This is a genomic window from Achromobacter sp. T5-5 (assembly GCF_055397965.1).
The window spans coordinates 658,515-670,595 of record NZ_AP027919.1 but is presented as its reverse complement, the minus strand read 5'-3'; the positions used below and the strand labels follow the sequence as shown (position 1 = coordinate 670,595).

Annotated in this window: 9 protein-coding genes and 1 pseudogene; 5 read left to right on the top strand and 5 right to left on the bottom strand. The window is 66.6% G+C overall.

What is annotated here, in order from left to right:
- Nucleotides 1–54: 54 nt before the first annotated feature.
- Nucleotides 55–1,179: an FUSC family protein gene (locus ACZ50Q_RS03085; RefSeq protein WP_464080504.1), complete on the bottom strand. Its 1,125-nt coding sequence runs from the start codon at nt 1,177–1,179 to the stop codon at nt 55–57.
- Nucleotides 1,180–1,380: 201 nt separating this feature from the next.
- Here ACZ50Q_RS03085 and ACZ50Q_RS03080 point away from each other — a divergent pair, with 201 nt between their 5' ends.
- The 3 genes from ACZ50Q_RS03080 (at nt 1,381) to ACZ50Q_RS03070 (ending at nt 5,117) form a co-directional block, all read left to right on the top strand.
- A complete protein-coding gene (locus ACZ50Q_RS03080) occupies nt 1,381–2,397 on the top strand; it encodes an amino acid ABC transporter substrate-binding protein (protein WP_464080503.1) in 1,017 nt (338 codons plus the stop codon).
- 119 nt (nt 2,398–2,516) lie between these two features.
- The gene (locus ACZ50Q_RS03075) at nt 2,517–4,658 is read left to right on the top strand and encodes a UvrD-helicase domain-containing protein (protein WP_464080502.1); all 2,142 of its coding nucleotides are present in this window, start codon (nt 2,517–2,519) and stop codon (nt 4,656–4,658) included.
- A gap of 177 nt (nt 4,659–4,835) precedes the next feature.
- A complete protein-coding gene (locus tag ACZ50Q_RS03070) occupies nt 4,836–5,117 on the top strand; it encodes a peptidylprolyl isomerase (protein WP_059373949.1) in 282 nt (93 codons plus the stop codon).
- A 94-nt stretch (nt 5,118–5,211) separates the two neighbouring features.
- Here ACZ50Q_RS03070 and ACZ50Q_RS03065 read toward each other — a convergent pair whose 3' ends face one another.
- The 4 genes from ACZ50Q_RS03065 to ACZ50Q_RS03050 all read right to left on the bottom strand — a co-directional run bounded on the left by ACZ50Q_RS03065 (nt 5,212) and on the right by ACZ50Q_RS03050 (nt 9,547).
- On the bottom strand, nt 5,212–5,952 hold the full coding sequence (locus ACZ50Q_RS03065) for an ATP-binding cassette domain-containing protein (protein WP_076517202.1): 741 nt from the start codon (nt 5,950–5,952) through the stop codon (nt 5,212–5,214).
- A gap of 17 nt (nt 5,953–5,969) precedes the next feature.
- A complete protein-coding gene (locus ACZ50Q_RS03060) occupies nt 5,970–6,929 on the bottom strand; it encodes a sugar ABC transporter substrate-binding protein (RefSeq protein WP_076517204.1) in 960 nt (319 codons plus the stop codon).
- A gap of 17 nt (nt 6,930–6,946) precedes the next feature.
- A complete protein-coding gene (locus tag ACZ50Q_RS03055; protein WP_076517206.1) occupies nt 6,947–7,888 on the bottom strand; it encodes an ABC transporter permease in 942 nt (313 codons plus the stop codon).
- 159 nt (nt 7,889–8,047) lie between these two features.
- Nucleotides 8,048–9,547, bottom strand: a complete 1,500-nt coding sequence (locus ACZ50Q_RS03050; RefSeq protein WP_464080501.1) for a xylulokinase — start codon at nt 9,545–9,547, stop codon at nt 8,048–8,050.
- Nucleotides 9,548–9,905: 358 nt separating this feature from the next.
- Between ACZ50Q_RS03050 and kce the strand changes: the two are divergent.
- Together kce and ACZ50Q_RS03040 are read left to right on the top strand one after the other, a co-directional pair.
- Nucleotides 9,906–10,838 (top strand): annotated as a pseudogene (gene kce / locus ACZ50Q_RS03045) (3,5-dioxohexanoate:acetyl-CoA acetone transferase).
- 27 nt (nt 10,839–10,865) lie between these two features.
- Nucleotides 10,866–12,065, top strand: a complete 1,200-nt coding sequence (locus ACZ50Q_RS03040) for an ABC transporter substrate-binding protein (protein ID WP_092581520.1) — start codon at nt 10,866–10,868, stop codon at nt 12,063–12,065.
- Nucleotides 12,066–12,081 lie beyond the last annotated feature (16 nt).

Here is a 12,081-nt window from a genome sequence, read left to right as displayed (position 1 = left end):
CCGGCCGGCGTATTGCCGCGACGCGCGCATGACGCCCGCGCCCGGCGCCACCTTTCAGTTCACGCGCCGGGGCAGCACCGCCCGCATCCAGCGCGACAGCAGCGGGCGGATGCGCTGGTTGTGCAGCAGCACGGCGCCCAATACGCCGATGAAGGCGCCGATCGCCGTATCCACGAAACGCGCCTCGATGACGTCGATGGGATAGCCCTGCCCCAGGTGCGGCGCTTCGGCCAGGAAGATCGTCAGCGGGGTGATCAGCACCACCGCGCTGGCGTAGTGGCGCACGACCAGGGTTTCGATGCCGAACGACAGCGCCATCATGATCAGGCTCAGCGTCCAGACGTTCAGCGGCAGGCTGAGCAGCGCCCAGGCCACGCACAGGCCCACCGCCGTGCCCAGGATGCGGTGCAACTGGCGGCTCCAGGCCGCGCGCAGGCTGGCGCCCTGGATGATCGCCAGGCAGCTCACCGGCACCCAGTACGGCCGCTGCAGCTGCAGCAATTCGGCCACCAGCAGCGAGATGCCCACGAAGAGGCCGATGATGACGGAGTCATAGACCACGAAGTCGAAGGTGGGCTTGGGCAATTCGATGGGCGCGGGCGGCGGGGCGACGCGCGTCATGTGCAGCGAATACGCAAAGGCCACCAGGCAGGCGACCAGGCATCCCAGCGCCACCATGCCCACGCGCATCGGCACGTCGTGGACGGTGCCGGGCGTATAGGCGGCAATTGCCGTGGCCATGATGAAGAACAGGCTGCCGGGCGGTCCCAGGCGATAGCAGCGGCACACCATATTCACGACCATCGCGATCAGGGTCAGCGCCGCGATCGTCGCGGTCGGCCAGAACTGGGTCAGCGCGCCCAGCGCGTAGCACGCCACCATGCCGAAGGACGCGGCCAGCAGCATCATCATGCGGATCTGGAGCGAGGCGTTGGGCAGGCTGAGAAACACCATGCCGCCCAGGCTGGACATCAGCCCGTAGTCCATGCGCCCGAAATACGCACCCACCATCAGGGGCAGACCGGACGAGAGCGCCGCGGCCAGGGGCATTTCCCAGGGACGGTCGCTGGCGTTGACCCGGGTCAGCTCGGACCACGTGCCGAGCAACTGGTGCTTGACGAAGGCGTAGGGGCGCCTTGGCTTGTCGTCCCGTCCTGCGGGTGGGTCACGTCGTTTCATAGGAGCTTGGATGAGGAAGCGCCCAGTATGGGCGATCGGTCGCAAGACGGCAAACCGGCGCGGCCGGGCGAGCGGTCCAAATTCCGCCCCCCGGATTTAACGGGAATTCCCTGATTCTCCCCCCCAGACCCGCTGGCTACCATTCGCCGCACTTCAGCCTTCGGCTGATCCATAACATGCGCAATTCCGCGCGGAGACACCATGAAAGCACTCAAACTGGCTGCGGCAGGAACCGCCTTGTTCATCTCGTCCTGGACCGCCCATGCCGGCGCGACCTTCGACGCGGTCAAGAGCAAAGGCTTCGTGCACTGCGGCGTATCGACCGGCGTCGCGGGCTTTTCCGTGAACGACAGCAAGGGCGGCTGGATCGGCCTGGACGTGGACCTGTGCCGCGCGCTGGCCATCGCCATGTTCGGCGACGCCTCCAAATCCAAGATCCAGGCGATCAGCGCCGTCCAGCGCTTCACCGCCCTGCAATCCGGCGAAGTCGACGTGCTGACCCGCAACACCACGCTGACGCTGACGCGCGACACCACGCTGGGCCTGATCGGCGTCGGCGTGAACTACTACGACAGCCAGGGCATCATGGTGAACAAGTCCCTGGGCGTGAAGAGCGCCAAGGAACTGGAAGGCGCCACTGTCTGCGTGCAGCCGGGCACCACCACCGAGCTGAACCTCGCCGACTGGTTCCGGTCGCAGAACGTCACCTTCAAGCCGGTCGTGGTCGAGCGCCTGGACGAGATCATCCGCGCCTTCGCCGTGGGCCGTTGCGATGCCTTCACCGGCGACAAGTCGCAGCTCGCCGCCGCGCGCAGCAACCTGGAAAGCCCCGAAAAATACGACATCCTGCCCGAGAACTTCTCCAAGGAGCCGCTGGGCCCCATGGTGCGCCAGGGCGACGAGCAATGGTTCAACCTGGTCCGCTGGACCATGTTCGCCATGATGGAAGCCGAGGAATACGGCGTCACGTCCAAGAACGTGGACGAGATGCTGAAAAGCACCAACCCCAACGTCCAGCGCCTCCTGGGCGTGACGCCCGGCATGGGCAAGAACCTGGGCGTGGATGACAAGTGGGCTTACAACATCATCAAGCACATCGGTAACTACGGCGAGAGCTTCGAGAAGAACCTTGGCCCGAACAGCCCGCTCAAGCTGGAACGCGGCTTGAACGCGTCCTACCGCAACGGCGGCCTGATGTACGGCTGGCCGGTACGGTAACGCCCCGGGCGGGCGCCCCGGCGGATTCCGGCCCCTGCCCGCCTGGGCAGGGCGCCATCCGCTTACACTGAAGCCGCCGCTGGTCCCAGCGGCCTTCGCTGTCCGCCTGTTGCCTGCCCATGACCACACCTTCCGCTTCCCCCCAGTTCATTCCGGCGGGATTCGTCCCCACCGAAGAACAACGCAAGATCCAGACCTCGCGGAACCGGACCACCCTGGTCATCGCCAATGCGGGCGCCGCAAAAACCACCACCCTGGCCCTGCGTATCGGCGAGGCGCTGACCCGGGGACTGCCGCCCGAAGAGATCCTGGCGCTGACGTTCACCGACGAAGCCAGGCAGGTGCTGCAGACCCGCCTGCAGGAAGTGGGGATCGCCTACAACACCGCCCGGCGCGTCAAGGTCCAGACCCTGGAAGGCTACGCGCAGCGCGTCCTGGCGACCCTCGAGGACGGCACGCCGGAGATCCTGCATTCACGGCGCGAACAGCAGGAACTTGCGCTGGCGGCGCTGGAAAGCGTGGCGCTCAACAACCCGCAATACGCGGACGCGCTCGACATCCGGACCCACAACACGGCCGTCAGCCAGTTCCTGGACAACCTGCTGCGGCTAAAAGCCACCATGGCGGTGTCCGCCGATGGCGCCGACGATCCGGAGTACGCCGCGGCCAGCGCGGGCGTTCCCCTGACCGACTACCTGTGGGCCGTCGAATACGAACGGCAGCGCGTCGACGTGTTCGGCCAGGTCGCCGCCCGCGGCTTCTTCGATGCCAGTTATGACCTGGCGTGCAGGCTCCGGGCAGACCCGGACGCGCGCCACCAACTGCCGCCTTTCAAGCTGATGGTGTGCGATGAATTGCACGACCTCAACGAAGCATCGTTCTGCATTCTTGAGGCGTTGTCGGGCCAGGGCGCGAGCTATGTTGTCGGGGTCGGGGACAAGGACCAGGTCATCTATTCGCACCTGGGCGCGGACGAATCGTTCCTGCAGCACCGCATTGCTTTGAGTTTTCCGGACTGCGTCAAACTCCCCCTGACGATGACGTACCGCCACGGACCCCACCTGGCGTACGCCATGGAGGCGTTCAAGCACAAACCCGTGGACTCCAATCTGCCCCTGCGCACGGAAATCCGCGAACCGACCTACGCAGCGGCCCCGGGCGCATGCGGCGCCGAGGTCGTCCGGGCGGTGCAGCAATGGAAGCAGGACAAGAAGCCGCTGGACGGCTGCGCCATCCTGCTGCGCGACGCGCATCAGTCCATCGAAATCGAGAACGCGCTGATGAACGCGGGCGTGCAGTACCGCACGCTCACGATGCACAGCTACCTGCTGCGCGAAGAGATCCTGTTTTTGCGGGGCATGATCGCCATCGCGCTGGACGATTTCCACCACGTCGCCGCGCCCGCCACGCGCGAGGCGATTGTCGGGGCGCTGGCGACCTTTTCACAGGTGCCGCTGACGCCGCAGGAACTGCGCGAAGCCCAGGCCACGCTGTCGAAGGAGCCGTCGGCGCTGAAGCATTTTTTCGACGGGCAGATCCAGCGCGTGGGCAGCGTCGCCGCACGCACGCGCATTGCCGACGCCGTGTCGCATCTGCGCGCCCTGTCGGCCGACGCGACCGCCCAGGGCGCGCTGGAAGCAGTCTGCCGCATCATGGACATGGAAAACCTGGCCCGGCGGCTGTACATCAACCCCTACGACGCGTCGGTCGTGACCAGGTCCGTGCAGGGCTTCATCACGACCGCCGGGGATTCCGGAAAAGCCCTGCGCCAGTTCTCCGAATGGATCGGCGCCGCCGAAGCCTTTGCCGGCGCGCGCCCCGGCAAGCACACGGTGTTGATCGACTGCATCGCCAACGCCAAAGGCAAGGAATTCGATCACGTCATCCTGCCGTTCATGGAAGCCGGGGAGTTTCCCCATCCGCTTCGGGAACTCGAAGAAGAAAGCAACCTGTTCTACGTGGCAGCGACCCGCACGAAATCGCGCCTGACCTTGATTGCCCCCGAAGCGCCCGAGCGGCGCAGCCCCTTCCTGGCGCAACTGCAGTTAGGCAGCATCCAGGCGCGGGCCGACAACACGCTGCGCCGCAATCAGGCCGCCCCCGCAAAGGCCGTGGGCCACCGCGACCTGAAGGTGGCCTACGCAAACCGGGACGTGGTGAAGGCGCTGGGGGCTCAATGGGACCGGACGCGAAAGGTCTGGTATGTGCCCGCGAATCTGGATCCAGAGCCGTTCAGGGAGTGGTTCGCGGACCGGTCCTAGGGTTAGCCGGAATCACCGCGGCAGGCGGGGACGCAGCAGCGCATCAGTGCAGAAGCGGCCCCGTGGTCTGACTTGGTTACATGCCGGCAGCATGGCCCGTTTATGATGGCAAGGGTGTGAGTACGCCCAAATGCGTTACTCTCCCCTCCCCCAAATCAGTCCGCAAGGAGCCCCCACATGGCACAAGCTTCCGCCCGTCACATCCTCGTTTCCACCGAAGCGAAGGCCAATGAACTCAAGACCGCCATCGAAAACGGCGGCGACTTCGCCCAGCTCGCGAAGGAAAACTCCAGCTGCCCGTCGAGCCGCGACGGTGGCAACCTGGGCACGTTCGGCCCGGGCCAGATGGTCAAGGAATTCGACACCGTGGTGTTCAGCGCGCCGGTCGGCGTGGTCCAGGGTCCGGTGAAGACCCAGTTCGGCTATCACCTGGTTGAAGTGACCAGCCGCAAGGATTAAGTTCCACTGCGGTTTGCAAGAAGGCCGCCGCCGGGGTTACCCGGCGGCGGCCTTTTTATTTGGACTTCCGCCTTCTCACCTGGCGATTGCCCGGTCATTCCTTCCCGGTCATCACCATATGCGCCAGCGCATCCGCATCCAATCCCGCCACGTCGCGCTCGATGACTTTCGTGCCGCTCTTCAGTATCGCAACGCGGTCCGCCAGCGCGACCACATCAGCCATGTTGTGGCTGATCAGGATGACGGTGCGCCCTTCCTCGCGCAGCTTGCGCACCAGGTTCAGCACCAGGGCCGTTTCCTTGACGCCCAATGCCGCGGTGGGTTCGTCCATGATGACGACGCGGGCGTCCCAGCGCAGGGCGCGGGCGATGGCCACGGCCTGGCGCTGGCCGCCGGACATGCGTTCGACCGGACGGTCCATGTCTTCGATGGGCACGGAAAGGCGCTGCAGGTAGCCGCGCGCGTCCTGCGCCATGCGGCGCTTGTCCAGGACGCTGAGAAAGCCCACGCGGCGCGTCAGCTCGGCGCCCATGAAGACGTTTTCCCAGATGGACAGGCGCGGGGCCAGGGCGAGGTCCTGGTAGATGGTGGCGATGCCTTGCACCAGGGCATCGTGCGGCGACGCGAACACGACGGGCTTGCCGTTCAGGGTCAGGTCGCCGCCGCTGGGTTCCTGCGCGCCCGAGATGATGCGGATGAGCGTGGATTTGCCAGCGCCGTTGTCGCCGCAGATGGCCATGACCTTGCCTTCGGGCACGTCCAGGTCGACGCCTTTCAGGGCCTCGACTGCGCCATAGGACTTGCGGATCTGGCGTAGCGACAATGCGGCGGTCATGGCGGCAGGGCTCACTCTTACTTGGCGGGTTGCAGGAATTTCTGGACGTTGGTCTGGTCGACCAGCACCGAGTCCATGAACAGGTACGGGCCGGCGACGACCTTGTCCTTGGGTTCCTTCTTGACGACGATGCGGTCGATGGCGTCGACGGCGCTGACGCCCAATTGTTCGAACGGAATCATCATGGTGGCGGTGATGAGGCTGTTGGGGTCGGCGATGCGGCGATAGGTTTCGGGGCCGCCGTCGACCGACACCAGGGTGATGTCGCCCTTCTTCATGCCCTGGGCCTGCAGCAGGTCGTCGATGACGTAGGCCTGGCCGTCAAACGATGCCCAGACGCCCTTGAACTGGCCCTGATGGCGCAGGAAAAGGGCCTGCATGCCGTTGCGCACGTCGTCGCGCCAGCTTTGGGTGCGGGCCATGCTGAACTTGGCGAGGTCCTTGACGGCGGTGTTCTCGGTCAGGACGGCGTCGAGCATCTTGCCGCGGATGCGGGTGCCGGAGTTGCCGTCAAAGCGCGCGGACAGGATGTTGCCCTGGTAGCCCATCTTGCCCAGCAGGTACAGCACGGACTGCGCGCCGGTGGCGTATTCGTTGACTTCGACGTCGAACAGCATGTGCGGGCTGGCGCCGGACATGACGCCGACGACGGGGATGCCTTTTTCCTTGGCGGTCTGGAGCTGGGCGTCGGTTTCCACCGGTTTGCCCATGGCCACGACGATGGCGTCGACCTTTTTGTTGACCAGCGTGTCGAGCTGTTCGGCCAGCTTGGGCAGCGAGCCTTCGGCGTTGAGCTGGGTGACGGTCCAGCCCTTGGCGCGGGCGGCCTCGGCCGCGGCGTTGGCGACGCGGGCGTGGGTTTCGGACGACATCTGGAATGCGACGATGCCGACGTCGAAGGCGTGGGCTGCGCTGGCGGCCAGCGCCTGGATGGCGAATGCGCTGGCCAGCAGCGAACGCTTGACGAGCTTGTTCATGTGTTTTCCCCTTCCGGTCAGAATTTGAAGGCCGCTTTCTTCAGCACGGCCGATGACACCGCGACGGACGCGATCATGATGAAGCCCAGCACGATGTCCTGCACGTAGTATGGCGCGCCCATCAGGACCAGGCCGTTGCCCAGCACCTTGAGGATCAGCGCGGCGACGAGGGTGCCGGGGATGTTGGCATGGCCGGGATTGAACATGGTCATGCCCAGCAGGACGGCGGCGATGGCGTACAGGAAGTAGTCCCCGGCCATGTTGGGCGCGGCGGACGACAGGCTGGAGGTCAGCAGGATCGCGGCCAGGCCCGCGCACAGGCCGGACAGGGCCAGGCCGATGCTCTTCATGGCGCGGATGTTGATGCCGGCCAGGCGCGCGGACTCTCCGGCCTCGCCGGTGGCGGTCATGCGGGCGCCGGTGCGGGTCCATTTGATCAGGAACCAGGCCAGGAGCACGGCGGCCAGCATCCAGAGCACCAGCGCGGGAATGCCGAAGGGCTTGGCGCGCGCAAGGTCGGTGAAGCTGGCGGGCCAGCGGCCCACGTAGGACACGCCGTCGGTCAGCATGAACGCAAAGCCCCGCGCCATGGCGGCCATGCCCAGCGTGGCGATCAGCGAGGGCACGCGCAGGCGGGTGACGGCCACGCCGTTCACCAGGCCGCACAGCAGCCCCACGCCCAGGCCCGCGGCGATGGCCATGGCAATGGGCTGGCCGGTGTGCACGAGGGCGCCGGTCACGACGGCCGCGAGGCTGGCGACGTCGGCGACGGACAGGTCGAGTTCGGCAGTGACCAGCGCCAGCGTGAAGCCGATGGCGATGATGGCCAGGAAGCTGGTTTCCTTGGCGATGTTCAAGAGGTTGGTCGGGGCCGCGAAGTTCGGGGCGCCGATGGCGAAGAAGGCCAGGAGGAGGAGTCCCGCGATTGCCGTGCCGTACTTTTCCAGGATGCCGCGCATCGAATCAACCCTTGCTGCGTTCGAGTTCTTGTGTGTGCCAGGGTGATCCACCGCCTGCCGCGCGACCACGCCTTGATGGCGTAGCAGTGTATACCCCGGAGCGGTCCGGCAGTGCCGCAACGTGGAGACGCCGCGACAGGGTTTTCTCGCCCTGCCGCATCAGACCCGGATGCCTGCCAGCACATGCGACACCGGCGCCAGCGCGGCCTCGGCGGCGCGAAACTGGGCGTACATGCGGCGGTAGGCGTGGGCGCGCTCGGGCTGGGGTTCGTAACGCTGCGCGGGGCGCGCCAGCGCGTCCTGTCCGTCCGCAAAGCTGCCGTGCTGGCCCAGCGCGGTCCAGGCGGCGACGGCGGCGCCCAGGATGCCGGGCTGGTCGGCGTGGCCGACGACGACGGGCCGTTCGCAGATGTCGGCTTTCACCTGGCACCACTGCGCGCTGGACGCCGCGCCGCCGCCAAAGCGGATTTCGGAAACGGGCGCGCCCAGGGCGGCCTCGGCGCGCTCGAGCACGATGCGGTTCAGGAAGGCCACCCCTTCCAGGACCGCCCAGGCGAGGTCTCCCGGACCATGTCGGCGGTTCAGGCCCAGAAAGGCGCCGCGCAGGTGCGGATCCCAGTACGGCACGCGCTCGCCTTGCAGGTAGGGCAGGAAGAGCGCCGGCTGACGGTCGCGCGGCGCGTCCAGGAGTTCGTTCATCGCCTCGCCCACCCCCGCCATGCCGTCTTCGCCCAGGCGGCCCAGCAGGGGCAGCAGCCACGCGACGGTGTCCGCGCCGTTCTGGCCCGGGCCGCCGATCTGGTGATGGCCCCCGCCCCAGTCCACGGTCATGAGGCCCTGCGCTTGCACGGGCTCGGCGCCCACGGCGCCAAACACTTCCGTGGTGCCGGAGATGTTGTAGGCGTAGCCCGGACGCAGTGCGCCCAGGCCGGCGACGGCGGCCCAGGTGTCGTTGGAGCAGGCGACCACCGGACGTCCGGCCAGTCGGGCCAGAGCGCCGGGCAGGCCGGCCTGGACCGGCCCGACAGTGTCCAGGGGATCCAGCAGCTCGGGCACCCATGCCGGGCTGGCGCCCACCGCGGTCAGCAGGTCGGGGCCCGATGCGTGAGGCTGGGCCGCCGCGTGCAGGCGGGCCATGGACACCGTGTCGCTGGCCATGCGGCCGGTCAGCCGGAAGTTCAGGTAGTCCTTGGGTTCCAGCACCGCCTTCACGCGGGCCGCGTGGGCGGGTTCCGCATGCAGCAGCCATGCCACCCGGGCCCAGGGGTGAAAGGCGTTGATCTGTCTGGACTCGGGGTGGGACGTCGGCATGGATGCGAGCCACTGCGAGACGTCTTCCGCCGCCCGCGCGTCGCGCCAGGTGATGGCGGGACGGATGGGCTCGCCCTGACCGTCCACGAAGATCTGCGTGCGCGTGACGCCACAGACCGCCACGGCCTGCACGGCGTCGAAGGCCGGGCCCGCCTGCGCGGCCAGGGTGTCGGCCAGCGCCTGCAGGCCGCGCCACCAGGCATCGGCGTCGATATCGTCCCAGCCGGGACGCGCGCTGGCGCCGGCGGGGCTGTCGATGTGGCAGGCATGGGCAACATGCCCCGCGCCGTTTACCAACGCGGCGCGAAAGCGCGTGCCGCCGAGGTCGAGCGCAAGCACACAGCTCATGGCCGAACCTCCGGATGACGGATCCGGACGCGCGCGGACGACATGCGCCGCGCGGGGCGGGAAGGCAGGATGTTGGACATGGAGCAGCTTCTGGCGTAAGCCTGTTTGAGGCCGAAACAGGTATTTCGGCATGCCGATATTGTATTTCAGCGCCTGGCCGGCGGCGCGCTTTCGTCGGGCCGGCGCGCCCTTTTCAACGCTGCACCGCAGCACCGGATTCCCTATCAATTGATAATTTCTGTTCAGGTGACAGGCACCGGAAGCGTGCGACAGAATGGCCCACACCCGGAGGAGACAGCCGGGGCCATAAATATCCAACGCGATTCCAACGCGATTACAACGCGCACCCCAGAGGCCCATGAAAAAGTCCAGAAAGGTCATCATTACCTGCGCCATCACCGGCTCGGTCCATACGCCGTCGATGTCGCCTTACCTGCCCGTTACCCCCGCCGACATCTCGCAGTCCGCGCTGGACGCCGCCCAGGCGGGCGCGGCCATCGTCCATCTGCACGCGCGCAAGCCCGATACCGGCCAGCCGACGCAGGATCCGGCGCTGTATGCGCAGTTCCTGCCGCGTATCCGCCAGGAATCCGATGTGGTGGTCAACATCACGACGGGCGGCTCCCCCGTGCTGCCGATCGCCGAACGCATGGCGCCGGCGCTGCAGTTCAAGCCGGAGGTCGCATCGCTGAACATGGGGTCGATGAACTTCGGCATGTATGAACTGCTGGAGCGCTTCAAGGAGTTCAAGCATGCCTAGGAAAAGCCCTACCTGGAAGGCAGCAACGACCTGATCTTCCGGAACACGTTCAAGGATATCGAGCACATCCTGTCGTCCTGCGGCGACAACGGCACGCGGTTCGAGATCGAGTGCTATGACATCGGGCACCTGTACACGGCGGCGCACTTCGTGGACCGCAAGCTGCTCAAGCCGCCCTTCCTGATCCAGTCGGTGTTCGGCATCCGCGGCGGGATCGGCACGCATCCGGAAGACGTGATGATGATGCAGCGCACGGCCGACCGGCTGTTCGGCGACGACTACATCTGGTCCGTGCTGGCCGCCGGCCGCAAGCAGACACCGCTGGCCACGATGGCGGCGACGATGGGCGGGAACGTGCGCGTGGGCCTGGAAGATTCGTTGTGGGACGGGCCGGGCGAGCTGGCCAGGTCGAACGCGGACCAGGTGCGCCGCATCCGGCGAATCCTGGAGGACCTGTCCCTGCAGATCGCCACGCCCGACGATGCGCGCGAGACGCTGCAGCTGAAAGGACGTGGCAACGTCGCGTTCTGAAAAATCCAACCCAGTGGGGAGACAACCATGAAAAAGACATTGTGCGCGGCGGCCTTGGCCGCACTGTTTGGCATGGCGGGCGCGGCGCAGGCCGACGAGGGCGTGATCCGCATCGGCTTCATCACGGACATGTCCGGCCTGTCGGCGGACGCCGACGGACCCGGCGGCGCCGAGGCCATCAAGATGGCGATTGCGGACCTGGGCGGCACGGTGGCGGGCAAGAAGGTGGAGGTGCTGGTGGCGGACCATCAGAACCGCGCCGACATCGCGTCGTCGCGGGCGCGGGAATGGCTGGACCAGCGCGGCGTGAACATGCTGATCGCCGGCGCGAATTCCGCGGCGGCGCTGGCGATGGCCAAGGTGGCCGAGGAAAAGAAGACGCCCTTCTTCGTGGTGAGCGCGGGCGCCTCCGAGTTGACGAATTCGCAGTGCACGCCCTACACGGTGCATTACGTGTATGACACGGTGTCGCTGGCGCGCGGCACGGCGCGCGCCATGATGAAGGAAGGCAACAAGGACTGGTTCTTCCTGACGGTGGACCATGCCTTCGGCCACGCGCTGGAACGCGACGCCTCCAAGGTGGTGCAGGAAGACGGCGGCACCGCCAAGGGCAGGGTGCGGCATCCGCTGAACACGGCGGATTTCTCGTCGTTCATCCTGCAGGCGCAGGCGTCGGGCGCGCAAGTGCTGGGCCTGGCCAACTCGGCCAGCGACACCAGCAACGCCGTGAAGGCCGCCAATGAATTCGGCCTCACGCCCAAGATGAAGATCGCGGGTTTGCTGGTGCTGATCACGGACGTGCACGCGCTGGGGCTGCAGGCGGCGCAGAACATGTACCTGACCACGGCATGGTACTGGGACCAGGACGACGCCTCGCGCAAGTGGGCCTCGCGCTTTGAATCCGTGATGAAGAAAAAGCCGTCCATGCTGCAGGCGGGCGATTATTCCGCCGCCACCACCTACCTGAAGGCGGTGGCGGCCACCCAGAGCACCGACGGCGAGACCATCATGAAGTGGCTGAAGGCAAACCCGGTCAACGACTTCTTCGTCAAGGACGGCAAGATCCGCGCCGACGGCCTGATGGTGCACGACATGTTCCTGATGCAGGTCAAGGCGCCCGCCGAATCGAAGGCGCCGTGGGACTACTACAAGCTGGTGGCGCGCGTGCCGGGCGACCAGGTGTATACGTCGCCCGCGGAATCGACCTGCCGCCTGATGAAGCAATGACGCTGAAGCAATGACG

Coding starts and splice junctions, on each gene's coding strand:
- ACZ50Q_RS03085 (WP_464080504.1), bottom strand. CDS start 1,179: ATGAAACGACGTGACCCACCCGCAGGACGGGACGACAAGCCAAGGCGC.
- ACZ50Q_RS03080 (WP_464080503.1), top strand. CDS start 1,381: ATGAAAGCACTCAAACTGGCTGCGGCAGGAACCGCCTTGTTCATCTCG.
- ACZ50Q_RS03075 (WP_464080502.1), top strand. CDS start 2,517: ATGACCACACCTTCCGCTTCCCCCCAGTTCATTCCGGCGGGATTCGTC.
- ACZ50Q_RS03070 (WP_059373949.1), top strand. CDS start 4,836: ATGGCACAAGCTTCCGCCCGTCACATCCTCGTTTCCACCGAAGCGAAG.
- ACZ50Q_RS03065 (WP_076517202.1), bottom strand. CDS start 5,952: ATGACCGCCGCATTGTCGCTACGCCAGATCCGCAAGTCCTATGGCGCA.
- ACZ50Q_RS03060 (WP_076517204.1), bottom strand. CDS start 6,929: ATGAACAAGCTCGTCAAGCGTTCGCTGCTGGCCAGCGCATTCGCCATC.
- ACZ50Q_RS03055 (WP_076517206.1), bottom strand. CDS start 7,888: ATGCGCGGCATCCTGGAAAAGTACGGCACGGCAATCGCGGGACTCCTC.
- ACZ50Q_RS03050 (WP_464080501.1), bottom strand. CDS start 9,547: ATGAGCTGTGTGCTTGCGCTCGACCTCGGCGGCACGCGCTTTCGCGCC.
- ACZ50Q_RS03040 (WP_092581520.1), top strand. CDS start 10,866: ATGAAAAAGACATTGTGCGCGGCGGCCTTGGCCGCACTGTTTGGCATG.